General features: G+C 73.4%; 18 protein-coding genes. 15 read left to right on the top strand and 3 right to left on the bottom strand.

The genetic code is table 11. The annotated features are described in order from the left end of the window. Positions 1-187: 187 nt before the first annotated feature. Both FVS66_RS04740 and FVS66_RS04735 read right to left on the bottom strand, forming a co-directional pair. Positions 188-1,045, bottom strand: coding sequence for a carbonic anhydrase family protein (locus tag FVS66_RS04740; protein ID WP_149179714.1), 858 nt, complete (start codon positions 1,043-1,045; stop codon positions 188-190). A gap of 233 nt (positions 1,046-1,278) precedes the next feature. Then, positions 1,279-1,575, bottom strand: coding sequence for an ANTAR domain-containing protein (locus tag FVS66_RS04735; protein WP_149179713.1), 297 nt, complete (start codon positions 1,573-1,575; stop codon positions 1,279-1,281). 288 nt (positions 1,576-1,863) lie between these two features. On the opposite strand from FVS66_RS04735, the gene FVS66_RS04730 reads away from it, so the two are divergent. Further along, positions 1,864-2,355 carry an Hsp20/alpha crystallin family protein gene (locus tag FVS66_RS04730; RefSeq protein WP_149179712.1) on the top strand — a complete coding sequence of 164 codons (492 nt, stop codon included), beginning with the start codon at positions 1,864-1,866 and terminating at the stop codon, positions 2,353-2,355. 36 nt (positions 2,356-2,391) lie between these two features. On the opposite strand, the gene FVS66_RS34800 is transcribed toward FVS66_RS04730, so the two are convergent. Beyond that, complete coding sequence (locus FVS66_RS34800; protein ID WP_187645381.1) at positions 2,392-2,529, bottom strand: hypothetical protein; 138 nt, start codon at positions 2,527-2,529, stop codon at positions 2,392-2,394. A gap of 258 nt (positions 2,530-2,787) precedes the next feature. On the opposite strand from FVS66_RS34800, the gene FVS66_RS04725 reads away from it, so the two are divergent. From FVS66_RS04725 to FVS66_RS04660, 14 genes are all read left to right on the top strand, one after another. After that, on the top strand, positions 2,788-3,672 hold the full coding sequence (locus tag FVS66_RS04725; protein WP_149179711.1) for a hypothetical protein: 885 nt from the start codon (positions 2,788-2,790) through the stop codon (positions 3,670-3,672). 225 nt (positions 3,673-3,897) lie between these two features. After that, positions 3,898-4,170 (top strand): LapA family protein, encoded by a 273-nt coding sequence (locus FVS66_RS04720; RefSeq protein WP_149179710.1) that lies wholly within the window; start codon positions 3,898-3,900, stop codon positions 4,168-4,170. Positions 4,171-4,320: 150 nt separating this feature from the next. Further along, positions 4,321-5,046 carry a CPBP family intramembrane glutamic endopeptidase gene (locus tag FVS66_RS04715; RefSeq protein WP_149179709.1) on the top strand — a complete coding sequence of 242 codons (726 nt, stop codon included), beginning with the start codon at positions 4,321-4,323 and terminating at the stop codon, positions 5,044-5,046. Between the two features lie 476 nt (positions 5,047-5,522). After that, entirely contained in the window at positions 5,523-6,089 is a 567-nt protein-coding gene (locus tag FVS66_RS04710) for a hypothetical protein (RefSeq protein WP_149179708.1), read from the top strand. Positions 6,090-6,097: 8 nt separating this feature from the next. After that, complete coding sequence (locus FVS66_RS04705; protein WP_149179707.1) at positions 6,098-7,699, top strand: FAD-dependent monooxygenase; 1,602 nt, start codon at positions 6,098-6,100, stop codon at positions 7,697-7,699. Positions 7,700-7,883: 184 nt separating this feature from the next. Then, entirely contained in the window at positions 7,884-8,387 is a 504-nt protein-coding gene (locus FVS66_RS04700) for a hypothetical protein (RefSeq protein WP_149179706.1), read from the top strand. Further along, positions 8,387-9,367 carry a V-type ATPase subunit gene (locus tag FVS66_RS04695; RefSeq protein ID WP_149179705.1) on the top strand — a complete coding sequence of 327 codons (981 nt, stop codon included), beginning with the start codon at positions 8,387-8,389 and terminating at the stop codon, positions 9,365-9,367. Before FVS66_RS04700 ends, FVS66_RS04695 begins: the two co-directional genes overlap by 1 nt. After that, positions 9,354-10,868: a V-type ATPase 116kDa subunit family protein gene (locus FVS66_RS04690; protein WP_187645380.1), complete on the top strand. Its 1,515-nt coding sequence runs from the start codon at positions 9,354-9,356 to the stop codon at positions 10,866-10,868. The genes FVS66_RS04695 and FVS66_RS04690 overlap by 14 nt, the downstream gene beginning before the upstream one ends. Continuing rightward, positions 10,865-11,281 (top strand): ATP synthase subunit C, encoded by a 417-nt coding sequence (locus FVS66_RS04685; protein WP_149179704.1) that lies wholly within the window; start codon positions 10,865-10,867, stop codon positions 11,279-11,281. Before FVS66_RS04690 ends, FVS66_RS04685 begins: the two co-directional genes overlap by 4 nt. Next, on the top strand, positions 11,278-11,508 hold the full coding sequence (locus FVS66_RS04680) for a hypothetical protein (RefSeq protein WP_262386809.1): 231 nt from the start codon (positions 11,278-11,280) through the stop codon (positions 11,506-11,508). Before FVS66_RS04685 ends, FVS66_RS04680 begins: the two co-directional genes overlap by 4 nt. Further along, positions 11,505-12,032 carry a hypothetical protein gene (locus FVS66_RS04675; RefSeq protein ID WP_149179703.1) on the top strand — a complete coding sequence of 176 codons (528 nt, stop codon included), beginning with the start codon at positions 11,505-11,507 and terminating at the stop codon, positions 12,030-12,032. The genes FVS66_RS04680 and FVS66_RS04675 overlap by 4 nt, the downstream gene beginning before the upstream one ends. After that, positions 12,029-13,792, top strand: a complete 1,764-nt coding sequence (locus FVS66_RS04670) for a V-type ATP synthase subunit A (protein ID WP_262386808.1) — start codon at positions 12,029-12,031, stop codon at positions 13,790-13,792. Before FVS66_RS04675 ends, FVS66_RS04670 begins: the two co-directional genes overlap by 4 nt. Next, the gene (locus FVS66_RS04665; RefSeq protein WP_149179701.1) at positions 13,789-15,198 is read left to right on the top strand and encodes a V-type ATP synthase subunit B; all 1,410 of its coding nucleotides are present in this window, start codon (positions 13,789-13,791) and stop codon (positions 15,196-15,198) included. Before FVS66_RS04670 ends, FVS66_RS04665 begins: the two co-directional genes overlap by 4 nt. Continuing rightward, entirely contained in the window at positions 15,195-15,839 is a 645-nt protein-coding gene (locus FVS66_RS04660) for a V-type ATP synthase subunit D (protein WP_187645379.1), read from the top strand. The genes FVS66_RS04665 and FVS66_RS04660 overlap by 4 nt, the downstream gene beginning before the upstream one ends. The last annotated feature ends 42 nt before the right edge of the window (positions 15,840-15,881 follow it).

Raw genomic sequence — 15,881 nt, 5'->3', positions numbered from 1 at the left:
CCCAAGTCGTCGAACTGGCCGGAGAGTACAGAGACCGCCGCGGCGACCGGCACCCACGCGGCCGACATCGCGACAGAGCCATGACATTCATGACACCGCACGGTCGTGGAGGCCCCCGGAGAGGGGCTGACGCCACCCGTCCGCGCTGTCCGCGCCGTCCGCGAGGGACGAGGAGCGGGGTGCGGGGCTACTTGTTTACGGCGGTGAGCTCACGCTCGTTCAGCGGCTGCGTCGGCCGATTGCTCTTCGGGAACAGCGCCTTGTACGCGGCCACCCCTTCCGGAGCCACCTGGACCGGGTCCTTGAGAACGGTCCACTTGACACCCTCGGTGCAGGGCGGCGTCGTCAGTGAGCCCTCGTACTGGTACTGGTCGCGGTCACCGGGCAGGAACGCGGTGAGGTCGAGGGGCTCGGTGATCTCCGCCGTGGCACCCTCCTCGGGCGGCAGCTTCTTGAAGAGGCCCGCGAAGGCGGACGTGCCGGCCTTCTCGTCCATGAGCACACCCACCACGGCCGGATTGCCGTTCTTGTCCGCGTGCACCAAGTGCAACTCCATCGCACTGTGCTCGCCGTCCTCCGTGTGCTCGCTCGGGAGGTGGAAGTGGAACTGCTTGAGGTCGTACGGGATGCCGTCGATGACGATCCTGCTGCCGGCGGAAACGTTCACCTGGACGGTGTGGCCGTTGTTCACCGGTTCCGCGGTGACGGGCTTGTAGTCGATCGTGATCGCCTTGTCGACCGGGGCCTCGGCCACCTTCTCGTCGTCCAGGTCGATCGGGGATTGTTCGTGCCCGGCCTCACACGCCTCGAAGTCCTCGGCGAGGGTGGCCCAGTTCGCCGGGCCGCCGACTCCCTCGTACCCCCAGTGGACACCCTCCTTCTTACCGGCCTTCTCGCCCTTCCCGTCGGACTGGGGCGAGGCGGCAACGGCCGGTGAGCTCTTCGCGTCCGCGCCGCCGCCTCCGTCGGCGCAGGACGTGGCCGTCAAGGCGGTGAGGGCGGTGACGCCGGCTATCGCGGCCATGCGTATGAGACGCGAGGACATGCTTGTTTTCCACCTCGTGGAGGTCGTCTGATCGGGTGGCTCGCCACCCGCTGGGTGTCGGCCTCCACTCTTCGACCTCCTTGACCAGCACAGAGACAAGGCGGGAACAAGGAAGAGCAAAGCAAGGTCAATTATTGTTTGAACATAAACGCTCCGTCTGCGCCCCTCGCCCGGGGCGCCTCACACGTCCCGGCCGGAAGGGCGCGGCACCGTCGCCGGGGACTCGGGTCTGTTCAGCCGGGACTGGCGATCCTTCGGACCAGTTCCCCGCGGATGTCGGCCGCGCAGACCCCGGTCCGACCCCAGTGGACGACGAGTTCGGCGACGTGGCGGAGCTTGATGTTGGTGCACATCGAGACCTCCCGCAGGACGTCCCATGCCTCGGACGGGGACATGCGTCCCACCGTCACGACCACCCCGATCGCCTGGTCGATCACGGCGTGGGAGACGACGGCCTGCTCCAGTTGGGCGATCTTGCTCTCCAGCTCCTTCACCCGGACACCACCGACCTCGCCCGTCGGCGCTGCCATGGGGACGTCCTCGGGGTTCACTCTCGCCTCCGTAGTCGTGTGTGCTCACTTGACCCACTCATGCCCCGAGGCCGTGCGGCCGAAGCCCGAAGCCCCCGAAGCCCCCGAAGCCCCCGAAGCCCCCGACAGCGTCGACGTACCGCCGCCCCGACCGACCCGGACGACCGGACGTCCTGACCCGGACCCGGCCCTGCCCGGCATCGCTGAATAGCCGAGCCGCCCTCGGTAACCCGACGAGAGCAGGCATCTCGCCCGCCAGACAGCACACACAGTGATGGGAGGACACCCATGGCTCTGCCGATACGCCGTAGTGGCGCCCTGGAGGAAGGCCGCCGGCCGCTGTTCGGGGCGTTGGACCCCTTCGGCGAGTTCGAGAACATGTGGAACGAGATGGGCAGGCTCCTGGAGCGAGCCGCCGCCCCCGCTGCCACCGCCGGGGCCTGGATGCCCATGGCGGAGGAAAAGGAAGAGGAGAACGCGTACGTGGTGCGGGCGGAGCTGCCCGGCGTACCCGCGGAGAACATCGACATCGAGGTCGAGGGCAACGAGCTGTTCATCAGCGGCGAGCTGAGCGAGGAGCGCCGGGGCAAGGTGCTGAGCCGGCGAACCGGGCACTTCTCCTACCGGAGCACGCTGCCGTCGGCGGTCGACAGCGACAAGATCGACGCCGACCTGACAGACGGCATCCTCACCGTACGCATCCCGAAGAGCGAGGAGAGTAAGCGCCGCAAGATCGAGATCGGGAAGCACCGGAAGACCGAGGGCGACGAAACGGCCTGACCGCGCAGGTACGGCCCCGGGCCCGCGGGTTGGCTGTCACTCCGGCCCGGGGGGAGCCCCGTACGTCTTCGTCCAGGAGGCACCGCACCGGCAGGCGTACCGCTCGACCAGCTCGCCGTCGTCCGATACGGCCATGTCCCGGCGTACACGCACGTGTACGTGCTGCTGACTCATGGGAACCACGCTCCGTCGTGGGCGGCTCCGCCTGAGCCCGCCCGCCGCGGCGAGCATATGCGGACGTACACGGCAGAGACCAAGGCTCTGTCCGCAATGTCACAGTCTGACCTCGCGGCTCCCGGCCGCCTGCCGGGGCCCGCGCCCCGAATGTCCGGGCCCCGGAGGCGGGCCGGGGGCGCCCTGGACGTGGGCGGGTCGGCCGTGGACATCATGGTGGGGAGGCCATGAGTTGTCACCGAGCGAGAGGAAGACGCCATGCCCGCCGGCACGGACGGTCCCGACTCGACCGCGAGTGGCAAGTCGCGGTTCGACGACATATACGACCAGCCGGACCCGAGGGCGTACTACGCGCGCCTCTCCCCGCTGGAGTACGAGATCCCACACCACGCGCAGGCCGTCTTCCGGCGCGCCGCCGCCGAACGCGCAGCCACCACCGACGGCGCCGAGGGGTCGCCCGTCGTACTGGACGCCTGCTGCTCCTACGGCATCAACGCCGCCCTGCTCAACCACGACCTCACCCTGGCCGACCTGTACGCGCACTACACGAGCCCAGAGGCGCGGCGGCTGTCGACCGGGGAACTGACGGCCTGGGACAAAGCCTTCTACGCCGAGCACCGCCGCCCGGACGCCGCCCCGGTCATCGGCCTGGACGTCGCGGCACGGGCCGTGCGCTACGCCCGGGCGGTAGGGCTGCTCGACGCCGCCTTCACCGACAACCTCGAACAGGAACCCTCCCCCGGCCCCGGCCTGGGCCGTGCCATGGCGGACGTCGGCCTCATCACCATCACCGGCGGCGGCAGCTACCTCACCCGCCGCACCTTCGACGCGCTGCTGGGCGCGGCCCGGAGGCCGCTGTGGGTGAGCGCGTTCGTGCTGCGCACCGTGTCGTACGCGGACATCGCCGACGCACTCGCCGCACACGGCCTTCGCACCACCTCCGACCCCACCCGCACCTACCCGCAACGGCTGTTCACGGACGCGCGCGAACGGCAGTACGCAATCGAAGCGGTCCGCGCGCTGGGGGCCGACCCCGAAGGACGCGAGTCGGCGGGACGCTTCCACACGGTGCTGTACGAGTCCCGCCCAGCGTCCCCGACGGACACGGCCGCCGCACCCTGGCGGCCCGAGGGGCACCCGTGACGTCACTCGGCACGGGTACTCGGGCCGATCCCCTCCGGCCGGGCCCGGGGCCGTGCGGGCCTGGCCGGCACCTTCGCCGACGGCCGGCCTTCACGACCGCGACGTCACCGACACGGTCGTACAGGGCGAGCACACCACCGCAGAGCCACTGCACGGCCGACCCGGATCACCCGGATGACGCAGTCCACCGGAGCGTCACCGGGCGAACCGGCGAATCCTGGTGCCATGAGCTCAAGAGACAGCCGACGTCCGGCCGGCGGCACCAAGAGGGCCGGCACACGGAAGACGTCCGGTCCCGGCGGGCTGATGACACCGAACCGGATCATCGCGTTGGTGCTGGCCGCGCTCGCCGTCATCTTCATCGCCGAGAACACCGGCCAGGTGGAGATCCGGCTGCTCGTGCCCGTCGTCACGATGCCGCTGTACGTGGCTCTCATCGCCATGTTCGTGATCGGCGGGCTGTGCGGGGCGCTGTTCCTGCGCGGCCGGCGCAGGTGACGGCTCCCCGGCGCTCACCCGTCCGGCCCTCCGTGACAGACGGCTCCCACGAGTCCGCTCGTCGGACGACGGCCTGACACGTTCGGCAAGCACCTGGCAGAGGTGCCCACCGTCTTGCCAGGCCGAACGAGTGAGGCACACTGTCCCCTCGTGGCCTCAGCAGACAACTTTCCGGTGCGGTTCCCCCTCTTGGCCGCCATCAGCGTGAACGTAGGGTGGCATCTGGCTCTGTTCGCCGTTGCGTTCACCCTCCCTTCGATCGGTTTCGCCGGTCCGGTCCTGGTCAACCTGGCCGCCTGCGTCGTCCCGTTGGCGGTGGTGATGCGCTTCCGATGGTGGCGGTCCCCCTGGCTGGCGACTGTGTGGCCACGTCGCCCAGGGCTCCTGCTACCGGCATACGTCGTGGTCTGCCTGGAGCTGACACGGGGCGTCGTCGGCCCGGCGAGTGCGCTGGCGGCAAGTGCGCTGCTGATGCTGTCCGTCGGGATCAGCGAAGAACTGTACTCGCGCGGCGTCATGCAGGAGCTTCTGCGCGCGATGTCACCATGGCGACTAACCCTCTGGGTCGGCCTGCTGTTCGGCCTCGGGCATGTCCTCTCCGGGCTGGTCTTCGGCCGGTCGCCCGAGTACATGGCGTTCCAGGTGCTGCACGCCTCCGTCTTCGGATTCCTGCTGGCGGCGTTGCGCCTCCATACCGTCTCGATCTGGCCGCTGGCTCTTCTGCACGCTCTGAGCAACTGGATCAATTCCAACAGCCCAGGTGAGCTCCCGATCTGGTGGGAGGCCTTCCGCCTCCTCGCGCTGACCGGCTACGGCGTGGCGCTCGTCCGGATACGCACCCGGGAACGCGCACTGTCGCCGTCCGATACCGGCTGACAGCACAGTGTTGTTCCGGGGCAGGTATCCGGACAGGGCATCGCACACCGGCGTCAGGGGCCCTTGCGCACCTGGCGTCGCATGGACGTCCACACCGGCCTTCCCGGCGGCCGGCTGGGTTCCGCGCGGCTGTCACCGGCGTACCGTCGAGAGTCCGCGTCCCCTCCCCACGAAGCCCGGGACGCGCCTCACCCCGTCGACGACTCCCCAGCCCTCCGGCGAAGCCGTGCACCAGGCGGCCGGGACTCGCCCGAGCCGGGACCGTGTGCGCCGTCGCGCGACTCGCGCCCGGCCGCGGCGACGTCCGGGGCCGGCGGCGGAAGCGGAGACGCCCGCTGACCGCCGGGCCCGCGCCCGATGTTTCGCGGGACGTGGCCGCTTCCCTCATGGTGGGTTGTACGGGACAGTCCGGGCCCGGCAGGCAAGGCAGGACCGGGCAGCCTGCGCCCACAACGGCTCCTCAGGAGGAGGCCACCATGGGTGAACAGGGACCGCTCGCTCGTGTGCAGGCATGGCGGGCCGTAGCCGCGTGTTTCCTCACCACGTTCCCGCTGCTCGCCCGGCACCGGGTCCGCCTGCCGAAAGAACGCGTGGGAAATCGGCTCGGCTTCGCCGACGGCACCTCGGCCCGGGTGTACCGGGAGACCCGTCTGGGCTCCGGCTTGGCGAAGAGCCCGTGCACGCTGGTGGTCACATTCCGCCTGCGCCTGGTACGCGGGCCAGCGCACGCGCTGTTCCGTGCGGAGAGCCTGCTGAACACCCCGCTGTTCGTCGGCTTCCCCGGTTTCGCCTCGAAGCTGTGGCTGGCCGACGACGAGCGCGACCGCTACCGCGGCGTGTACGAGTGGAACGACCCTCGGCTCGCCGAACGCTACGCGCGTTCTCTGTGGCGGGTTCTGGCGCTGGTCAGCGTACCCGGTTCGATCGGCTATGCCGTCGTGCCCGGACTGCGCCGCGACGACATGATCGCAGACCCGGAGCTGGTCGAGCGGCATGCGCCGCACGATCCCGCGGCCTGGTGGCGCATCCGGGCGGGGATGTGAGGACAGCCATGGACGTCCTGGTCGTCGGGGCCGGCACGACCGGCCTCACCCTCGCGCTACAGGCCCACGCCCACGGAGCACGGGTCCGGGTCGTCGAGCGGCGTACCGATCCGTTCCGCCCCTCCCGTGCGCTCATCCTGCACCCGCGCACCCTGGAAGTCCTTTACCCGCTCGGCGTTACGGACGCCCTGCTGGAGTCGGCGGACAACGCCCCGACGGCCCGCCTGCATCTGGGCTCGCGCGTCGTCGAAACCGGGCTCGCGGACCTCGCGCTGTCCGACACGGCGTTCCCTCATCTGTCGCTCCTGCGGCAGATGGACGTGGAAAGAGTGCTGACGCAGGCGCTCGCCGACCGCGGGGTGACGGTGGAACGAGGAACCGAGCTGATCGCGGCCCGCGACGACGGGCACAGCGCATCGGCCGTGCTGCGGTCGCGGCAGGGCCTTGAGGAAGTCCGCTGTCCCTTCGTCGTGGGCTGCGACGGCCCGGCCAGTACCGTGCGGGGCTGTGCAGGCATCGGTTGGCACGGCAGGCCCTACGCCGTAGAGGTGGTCCTCGCCGACCTGGACCTGGACTCCGGCCTCGGCCTCGGCGCCCTCGATGAGCTCTCCGGTCCTTCCGGTGCTCAGGTGTTCGCGGGGCGCCAAGGGCTGTTGTTCCTCTTCCCGCTCGGAGAGCAGGCCACCTGGCGACTGCTGGCCACGCGGGCGTCCGCCGGCGAGTCCGGGCGGGACTTCGGCCAGCCGGGGTCCGCCGTCCCGGCAGCCGAACTCCAGAGCCTTCTGAGCGACGCGGGCCTTCAGGCGCGGATCGAGCGTCTCGCCTGGTCCGCGCGGGTGCCGCTGCAGTGCCGTCTCGCCCGGCCGTTCCGCCGGGGGCGGCTCTTCCTCGCGGGGGACGCGGCTCACAACTACTCACCGGCCACCGGCCAGGGCATGAACGCCGGTATCCAGGACGCGGTGAACCTCGGCTGGAAGCTCGGCTTCGCGGCGGGCGGCTCCAGAGGCGAGTCCACGGAGTGGCCCGGTGCCGACGTACTGCTCGACTCCTACGACGGGGAGCGCAGGGCGGCTGCCCACCGCCGGGTGATCCTCACTCACACGGCGTTCTGGGCGGAGGCGTCGACCGGACGGATCCCCTCATGGCTGCGCGCGGTTGCCGCTCCGCGCGCGGCCCCGGCCGTACCCGCCCTCCTGAACCGGCGACGGCTGGTCGCCGAGGCCGTCCGCATCATCTCCCAGCTGCGGGTGAACTACCGGGGCAGCCCCCTGTCGGTGGAGGGAACACCGCGCCTGCGTGGCGCTCCTCGTCCCGGAGACCGCCTGCCCGACGCGACCGTCAGCGTCGGAGGGCCTCCCGAGCGGCTGCATCGACTGCTGGACCGGCCGGGTGTGCACCTGCTGCTGCAGCGCGACGCCGACCCGCTGCCCGACGCGGTGCCCGGTCCCCTGGTCAGCGTCCTGCGGCTGGCCAACAGCCCTGGTCGTGGGCTGGTGGCCGTCCGTCCGGACGGGCATGTCGGTTTCCGGAGCGGGACGACCGACCCTGCCGGGCTGACCGGCTGGCTGTCACTGATCGGCGCGGCGGCACCACCACCCGTCCGGCCGTGATCCCGGTTCGACGCCACCCCCTCACCCCGGACGGTCCGTGACCATGGGCACCCGGGCCGCGCACCGAGCGATGCGGGGCACGCGAGAGGCGGGCGGCCCCCGGCTCCGGGACCGCGGCGCGACATGTCACCGCCGGGCGGGGAGACTGGGAAGCGGGGCCTGGGCCCACCTTGGAGGAGAGTTCTTGACGGGTTTCCGGGACTTCCTGGCACGTTTCCGGCCTGCTGCCTCGCCGGGCCGGGCAGCGCCGGGTGGCGTGCCCACGGACCGCTCCGCCGAACTCCGTGCGGAACTCGCACCGCCCCTGAGCCGGCTGGAGCAGGCGGAGGCGGAGGCTCGGGCCATACGCGAACGCGCCGATGCCGCCGCCGCGTCACTCCGCCACGAAGCCGAGCGACAGGCCGAGGCGATCGCGGCCGAGGCGCGTGAGGAAGCCCGCCGGGTCCGGACGCGCACCGCCGAGCGGGTGCTGCGTGCGGCCCAGGACGAGGCGTCGGCGCTGCTCGCCGCAGCCGAACGCGAGGCGCTCGCGGTACGGGATCGTGGCCGGGCCCGTACGCCGGTGCTGGTCGAGCGTGTGCTCGCGCTGGTACGGGAGGATCTGAGGGCCGACGAGGCACCACCCGCACCCCCTGACGGCCGGCGCTCGCCCGGCCTCCGGGACAGGCCACAGGAAGGCGGTCCCTGATGGGCGCGGGATGGGTGGCCGGAGTGACCAGGGCACGGGCCTTGGGGACGAGGCGCCTCGGCGCCGAGGGAGTCGGGGAGGTGGCCGCCTCCCGGACGCTCGACGAGGCCCTGCGCTACCTGGCGGCGACCGCGTACCGCCGGGACGTCACCCCGGGCGTCACCCCGGCCGAGGCCGAGCGGGCGGTCTCGGCGGCGCTGCTGTGGCACCTCCGCGTCCTCGCCGGCTGGCTGCCGGCCACCGGCGCCGATGCCGTCCGGGCGCTCGCAGCCGGATTCGAGATCTCCAACACCGAGCACCATCTGCGTGCGCTGTCGGCCGAGGGGCCGACACCCGCTTCGAGCGACGAGCCAGGCCCGGGCGCGGGCCGCCGCCCCCCGCCCTACCGGCTGGGCGCGCTGGCGATCGCCTGGACACGGCTCGCCCGCACCCGTACGCCGTCGGAGCTGCGCCTCGCGCTGGCGGCCTCCGTCTGGGGCGACCCGGGGGCCGACTCCCCGGCGGCGGTCGCCACGGGCATGCGGATCGCCGCCGCCGTACGGCTCGCCACCGCCGTCCCCGACGCGGCGCGCTGGGCCGCTGCCAGGCTCGCCCTGCTGCTGGGCCGCGAGGTGTTCGTCGTCGGGCGCCGGGTGCCGGATGTCTCCGCCCATCGGGCGGCCCGTCTGCTGGGCCTCCGGGCGGTGGGCGCGGGGTCGTACGCCGAGTTCCGGCAGGCGCTGCCGGAAGTCGCCAGGTGGCTGCTGGAAGACATCGACACCGCGACGGACCTGTGGCGGGCGGAGGCACGTTGGTGGGACGCGGTCGAGCGGGACGGCCGGGAACTGCTGCGCCGGTCCCGCTTCGGCCCGCAGCCGGTGGTGGGAGCCGTAGCGCTGCTGTCCGCCGACGCGTGGCGGACCCGCGGCGCGCTGGAACTGGCCGCCCGGGGCGGCGGCGCGGGCAACGGGCCGGCGGAGGTGCTCGATGCCCCGGGGTGAGGCCATGGTTCCGGTCCGGATGCGCCGGGTGGCCGTCGTGGCCCCCGAGACCGCGCTGCGAGCGGCCCTGGTGCGGGTCGCCGAGGCGGGCTGCGTCGAGATCGACCTCGCCCGGGACGGCGGGCCGGACATCCGCGGGCCGGCGGCGTCGCGTCTGCAGCGGCTGCGCGCCGAGCCCGCACAGGCCGCTCTCAGCGCGGCTCCCCCCGACCTCGACGCCCTGGAGCGCGAGGGGCGGACGGACCTGCTGGCGGGCGAGGCGCAGCTGGAGGAGCGACTCGGCAGCGCGGTCCGGCACGGCACGGTCGCGGCGCTGGCCGGCTGGTGCCCCGAGGCGCGACTGGGCGCCATGGCGGAGCACATCGCCGGTGCCGGTGGCGCGCTGGTACCGCTGCGAGCCCCGCGAGGTGTCGATCCGCCGACCCTGCTGACCGGAGCGGACACGGCTCCCCGGCCGCACAGGGCGCGGACCGTGCGCCGTTCCTTCACGCCCCTGGTCACCACGTACGGAACCGTGCCGTATGCCGACGTCGACCCGACCCTGCCCGCCGGGATCGTCTACGTGGTGATGTTCGGCCTGATGTTCGGCGACGCCGGGCACGGGCTGCTGCTGGTCGCCCTCGCACTCCTGCTGCGGGCCGGCCGCCCGCGCCGGGCCGCGGCGCTGCGCCCGCTGTGGCCCTTCGTCGCGGGGGCCGGGCTGGCCGCGACGCTGGCCGGGGTGGCGTACGGCGAGTTCTTCGGCCCGACCGGCGTCCTGCCCGTGCTGTGGCTGGAGCCGCTGGAGGAGCCCATGCGGCTGCTGGCCGTGGCCGTCGTGCTCGGGGCAGTACTGCTCGCGGCGGCCTATGTCGCGGGGACCGTCAACCGCTGGCGGGAAGGCGGACCGACGGCGGCCGTGTACGCGACGTCCGGCATCGCCGGGGCTGCGCTCTACCTCGGTCTCCTCGCCGTGGCGGGGTACGTGTGGCTCGGCCGGCCGGCGTACGGCGCCGTGGGCGCCACGATCGCCGTCGCCGGGCTGGCGCTGGCCGGAGCGGGGGTGTACGCGTCCACGGCGGGCGGTCCGGGCGGCGTCGCGCAGACCGGTGTCCAGCTCTTCGACGTGGTGGTGCGGATCGGCTCCAACGTCGTGTCCTTCGCCCGGCTCGCGGCCTTCGGCCTCACTCATGCGGCGCTGGGTTCCATCATCTGGGACGGCACGACGGCGCTGGCGGGCCGAGGTGTCCTCGGGGTGGCCGCCGCACTGCCGGTGTTTCTCCTGGGCAACGCCGTGGCCTTCTCGCTGGAGGCGCTGGTGGCGGGCGTCCAGGCGCTGCGTCTGGAGTTCTACGAACTGTTCTCCCGGCTCTTCCAGGGCGAAGGACGCCCCTTCCGGCCCTGGCACCTGCCGGTTCAGCACATCCCGGGGCCGCCCGTCGCCCCCGGGCCGCCCGCAGTGGTGGGCCTCCCGGATGGCGCGGCCGTCCGGCGCGGCCCGGCGAGGGAGGAGAAATCGTGAGCACCTGGTTCCTGGCCCTGCCCGTCATCGCGGCGGGATTCGTAGCCGTACGGCTCCTGCTGCGGCGTTCCCGCCGGGCGGCCCTCTGGTGGACGGTCGGTGCCGACGCCGTGCTCCTGGTGGCCGCCACCGTGGTGCTCACCCTGGCGCTCGGCGGCGGCGCCGCGCAGGCCGCGAGTGTGACGGCGCAGGATTCCGGCTCCAGCTCCGCCGCCCTCATCGGTGCCGCGATCGCGGTGGCCGGGGCGACGATCGGGGCGAGCATCGCCGTCGCCTACACCGGTGCGGCGGCCCTCGCGGCGCTCAGCGAACGTCCGGAACTCTTCGGCCGGGCCATGGTCATCGTCGGTCTGGCCGAGGGCATCGCCATCTACGGCCTGGTCGTCGCGATCATCCTCATCGGGAAGGCATGATGGGCCGCGTCGCCGCCATCGGAGAACGGCGCCGGGTGGCCGGTCTGGCCCTGGCCGGAGCGATCGCCCTCGTCGCCGAGGACTCCGACGCCGTACGCCGGGCCTGGCGGACTCTGCCGGACGGCGTCGACCTGGTGATCCTCACCCCCGCCGCGGCCGAGGCGCTGGAAGCCGATTCGGCGGCGCCCCGGGGCCGCCGCGTGCTGACCGCCGTGATGCCGCCATGAGGGACCCCGCCGCCCAGCGGACGACGGATGTGCTCGCGCCGGTACGGGCGGAGCTCGTTCGAGCCGCTCGGACCGACGCGGAGGCGCTCCTCGCCCGTACCGAGGCGGAGGCCGCCGCGGTGCTGGACCGCGCCCGCGCCGACGCCCGGACGACCCTCGACGAGGCCCGGCGGCAAGGCGAGGCAGACGGCTCGGCCGCTGCCCGTGACCGCCTCGTCAGGGCCCGGCGGGAGGCGAGGTCCCGCACGCTCGCCGCCCGCCGGGAATCGTACGAGGAGCTGCGTCGCCAGGCCGCCGAACAGGTCGGGGCCCTGTGCCGGGGCGACGGCCATGCGTCCCTGCGGGCGCGGCTGGAGCACCGGGCCCGTGTTCTTCTCGGCCCCGACAGCGAGGTGACCGCGCTCCCCGAGGGCGGCGTGGAGGCCCGGGCCCCGGGGCGGCGGGTCGACCTCTCGCCCGCCGCGCTGGCCGACCGCGCGCTGGACCGCATGGGAGCGGAGGTGCGGAGCCTGTGGGAGCCGTGACGGAATCCTCCGGAGGGAGCCGGCGGCCGGCGGCCCGGCAGCCGGTCTCCCGGATCCTGCGCGTCACCGGACCGCTGGTCGAGATGGAATACGTGGGCGGCGTCGCGATGCACGACCTGGTCTCGATCGGCCCCGCGGCGCTGCCCGGGGAGGTCGTCGCCATCAAGGAGGACGTGGTCACCGTCCAGGCGTACGAGTACACCGGCGGGCTGGCTCCGGGGCAGACGGCGCTGCCCCGCGGCCGTCCCCTGTCGGTGCGGCTCGGGCCTCATCTGCTGGGCGGGATCTTCGACGGTCTGCTGCGCCCCCTGGCCGGTGCCGGCGAGTGGCTGTGGCCCGGCGAGCTGGGGGACGCCGCCGAGGAACGCAGCTGGTCGTTCTCCCCGTCGGTGGCCGAGGGGGAGACGGTGGCCGAGGGACAGGCCCTCGGGGAGATCCGCGACGCCGGGCCGGTACGGGTGAAGGTCCTCGTGCCGCCCGGCGGCGGGGGAAGGGTGCGGGAGCTCGCCGCGGCCGGGGACCGTCCCGACGAGGCTGTGGTGGGTGTGGTGGGCGGAACGGATGTGACGATCGGCGCCCTGTGGCCGGTGCGCCGCGCACGCCCGGTGCGGGAGCGGGTCGACACCCACCGGCCGCTGAACACCGGCCAGCGCGTGGTCGACCTGCTCTTCCCCGTGGCCCGCGGCAGCACGGTGGCGGTGCCGGGCGGTTTCGGGACCGGCAAGACGGTGCTGCTGCAGCAGATCGCCAAGTGGTGCGACGCGGACGTCATCGTCTACGTCGGCTGCGGGGAGCGCGGCAACGAGATGGCCGATGTCATCCGCGAACTGGCGGAGCTCCAGGACCCGCGCACGGGCGGACGCCTCGCGGACCGCACCGTGACGATCGCCAACACCTCCAACATGCCGATGATGGCCCGCGAGGCGAGCGTGTACACCGGGATGACGGTCGCCGAGTACTTCCGGGACATGGGACTGGACGTGGTCGTCATCGCCGACTCGACCTCCCGGTGGGCCGAGGCGCTGCGCGAGTTCGCCTCCCGCACCGGCGCGCTGCCCGCGGAGGAGGGCTACCCGGCCGGGCTGGCCTCCGCCGTCGCGGCCTTCTACGAGCGGGCCGCCGCCGTGACCGCCCTCGGCGGCGGCCGCGGATCGGTGACCGTGATCGGCGCGGTGTCGCCGCCGGGCGGGGACATGACCGAACCGGTGACGGCGCACACCGAACGCTTCGTCCGCTGCCTGTGGACACTCGACCGCGACCTCGCCTACGCCCGCCACTACCCGGCGATCTCCTGGGCGGGCTCGTTCTCCCGGGACGTACCGCGCCTGGCCGCCGGATACCGCGCGGGCGGCGACCCGGAGTGGGCACGGCGCCGCGAACGGGTGGGAGCGGTGCTGGCGGAGGCGGACCGGCTGGCCGATCTGGTGGACCTTATCGGTATCGCCGCCCTCCCCGCGAGGGAACGTGTCAGCGTGCTGGCAGGACGGTTGGTCCGCGAGGGAGTGCTGCAGCAGAGCGCGCTGTCCGAGCAGGACGCGTACTGCGGGCCGGAGAAGACGGCGGCACTGGCCGACGCCGTCCTCACGGTCGCCGACCGCTGCCGCGAACTGGTCGACTCCGGCGTCCCGGCCGCCTCGGTCGAGGAGGCCGATTTCGGTCCGCTGCTGCGCGCCCGCGAGGACACCGGCCCGCACGACGCCGCCGGGGTGGCCGCGCGGCGGGACGCGATGCTCGCCAAGCTGGCGGAGGTACGCCCATGAGCGCGTCCGGGGAGATCGAGTACACGGCGGTGCGCGAACTCCGAGGGCCGCTCGCGATCGTGGAAGGCGTCTCGGGGATCGGCTGGGACACGTACGTACACATCACCCTCGCTTCGGGGGAACGGCGCCACGGCTTGGTCCTGGACTCCGACCGCGACCTGGCGGTGGTCCAGGTGCTGGAGGGGACTTCGGGCATGGACCCGGCGGGGGTCCGGGCGGCCTTCTCGGGCAGCCCCCTGCGGGTCCCGGTCGGGACGGACTGGCTCGGCCGTGTCTGCAACGGCCGCGGCGCCCCCCTCGACGGCGGCCCGCCCGTCATCGGTTCCCGCACCGCGGAGGTGGGCGGCGCCCCCATCAACCCGGTGTGGCGCGAGCCGCCGTCCGAGCCGGTACTCACCGGGGTCGGCGCCGTCGACGCCCTGACCACCCTGGTACGCGGACAGAAACTGCCGGTGTTCTCGCTGGCGGGGCTGCCGCATCTGGAACTGGCCGCCCAGATCGCCGCCCAGGCCACCGTCGAGGGGGAGGCGTTCAGCGTCGTCTTCGCGGGGATGGGCCTCACACACGCCGACGCCTCGTTCGTGCGCGACGCGCTGGAGGAGCGGTCCGCCGCCGGGGAGCTGGTGCTGCTGCTCAACACCGCCGACGACCCCGTGATCGAACGAATCCTCACCCCGCGGATCGCGCTCACGGTGGCCGAACACCTGGCCTTCACCGAGGGACGGCACGTCCTCGTGGTGATGACCGACATGACCACGTACGCCGAGGCCCTGCGCGAAGTCTCCGCCGCCCGCGGGGAGATCCCCGCCCGCCGCGCCTACCCCGGCTATCTCTACAGCGACCTGGCCTCCCTGTACGAACGCTGCGGGCGTATCGGGGGCCGCGGCGGCTCGGTCACCGTGCTGCCGGTGCTCACCATGCCCGCGGGCGACATCACCCACCCCGTGCCGGACCTCACCGGGTACATCACCGAGGGCCAGATCGTGCTCTCGCGCGAGACGCACGCGCGGGGCGTCTACCCGCCGCTGGACGCCCTGTCCTCCCTCTCCCGGCTGATGCGCAAGGGAGCCGGTCCCGGCCGCACCCGCGACGACCACCTCGACGTCGCGGCCCAGCTTCTGGCCTCCCTGGCCCGTGCCCGCCAGGTCCGCGACCTCGCCGACCTGGTCGGCCAGGAGGCCCTGAGCCCCACCGACCGCCGCTACCTCGACTACGAGGAGGCGTTCCTGCGGGACTTCGCCGACCAGCGCAGCGACGAACCACGCGACCTCGACGCCTCGCTGGAACGCGGCTGGCGGGCCCTGCTCACCCTGCCCCGCGGTCAGCTTTCCATGCTTCCCGCCCGGCTCCTCGACGCCCACGGGGCGAAGGACCTCGACGATCCCGGCGAGGAGGCGTCCCGATGACCGGCGCCCGCCGTCGTACGCCGCCCGGTCGTGCCGGACGGTTGCGCCTGCGGCACAGCCTCGATGTCGCCGAGCGCGGAGCCGACCTGCTGGAACGGAAACTCCGTATCCTCCGCTCCGAGCACCGGCGGCTGCTGCGCGCGGAGGAGTCGGCCGCCCGGGCCTGGCGGGACCTGCTGTCCGAGGCGGAGACCTGGCTGCTGCGGGGGCTGCTCCTGGGCGGGCAGCAGGCCCTCGACTCGGCCGCCGAGGGCCTCGGCCCGGCCGACGTCACCGTCCACTGGACCGTCTCCATGGGGGTACGCCACCCGGCGACGGTCTCCACGTCCGTGCCCGACCGGCCGTCCACCGCCGCCGCTCCCTCCAACACCGCCCTGGTGCACGCCGAGGCGGCCTACGGCCGTGCCGTGCGGGCCGCCGCCGAGTACGCGGCCGCCCACGCCGCCGCCGAGATGGTGGGCGCGGAGGTCGTCAGCACCCGGCACCGGGTCCGTGCCCTCCGGCGCCACTGGATCCCCCGCCTGCGAGAGGCACTCGACCGGGCCGATCTGGCCCTGGAACAGTCCGAGCACGAGGACACCGTCCGGCGGCGCTGGGCCGCGAGGTCGGCCGAGGCCGGCAGGCCGCGGGCCGGACGCTGACCGGCCGGATACCCGCCGGGTCCTTCGGCCGCGTCCCGGCAG

It is taken from the genome of Streptomyces sp. TRM49041 (genome assembly GCF_008271805.1).
Classification (GTDB): domain Bacteria; phylum Actinomycetota; class Actinomycetes; order Streptomycetales; family Streptomycetaceae; genus Streptomyces.
This window is presented reverse-complemented; position numbering and strand designations above follow the sequence as displayed.

Excerpts from the sequence above, each read along its gene's own strand:
- FVS66_RS04680 (WP_262386809.1), top strand. The coding sequence starts at position 11,278 with ATGATGGGCCGCGTCGCCGCCATCGGAGAACGGCGCCGGGTGGCCGGT.
- FVS66_RS04710 (WP_149179708.1), top strand. The coding sequence starts at position 5,523 with ATGGGTGAACAGGGACCGCTCGCTCGTGTGCAGGCATGGCGGGCCGTA.
- FVS66_RS04735 (WP_149179713.1), bottom strand. The coding sequence starts at position 1,575 with ATGGCAGCGCCGACGGGCGAGGTCGGTGGTGTCCGGGTGAAGGAGCTG.
- FVS66_RS04725 (WP_149179711.1), top strand. The coding sequence starts at position 2,788 with ATGCCCGCCGGCACGGACGGTCCCGACTCGACCGCGAGTGGCAAGTCG.
- FVS66_RS34800 (WP_187645381.1), bottom strand. The coding sequence starts at position 2,529 with ATGAGTCAGCAGCACGTACACGTGCGTGTACGCCGGGACATGGCCGTA.
- FVS66_RS04660 (WP_187645379.1), top strand. The coding sequence starts at position 15,195 with ATGACCGGCGCCCGCCGTCGTACGCCGCCCGGTCGTGCCGGACGGTTG.
- FVS66_RS04720 (WP_149179710.1), top strand. The coding sequence starts at position 3,898 with ATGAGCTCAAGAGACAGCCGACGTCCGGCCGGCGGCACCAAGAGGGCC.
- FVS66_RS04730 (WP_149179712.1), top strand. The coding sequence starts at position 1,864 with ATGGCTCTGCCGATACGCCGTAGTGGCGCCCTGGAGGAAGGCCGCCGG.
- FVS66_RS04695 (WP_149179705.1), top strand. The coding sequence starts at position 8,387 with ATGGGCGCGGGATGGGTGGCCGGAGTGACCAGGGCACGGGCCTTGGGG.
- FVS66_RS04705 (WP_149179707.1), top strand. The coding sequence starts at position 6,098 with ATGGACGTCCTGGTCGTCGGGGCCGGCACGACCGGCCTCACCCTCGCG.
- FVS66_RS04675 (WP_149179703.1), top strand. The coding sequence starts at position 11,505 with ATGAGGGACCCCGCCGCCCAGCGGACGACGGATGTGCTCGCGCCGGTA.
- FVS66_RS04665 (WP_149179701.1), top strand. The coding sequence starts at position 13,789 with ATGAGCGCGTCCGGGGAGATCGAGTACACGGCGGTGCGCGAACTCCGA.
- FVS66_RS04690 (WP_187645380.1), top strand. The coding sequence starts at position 9,354 with ATGCCCCGGGGTGAGGCCATGGTTCCGGTCCGGATGCGCCGGGTGGCC.
- FVS66_RS04740 (WP_149179714.1), bottom strand. The coding sequence starts at position 1,045 with ATGTCCTCGCGTCTCATACGCATGGCCGCGATAGCCGGCGTCACCGCC.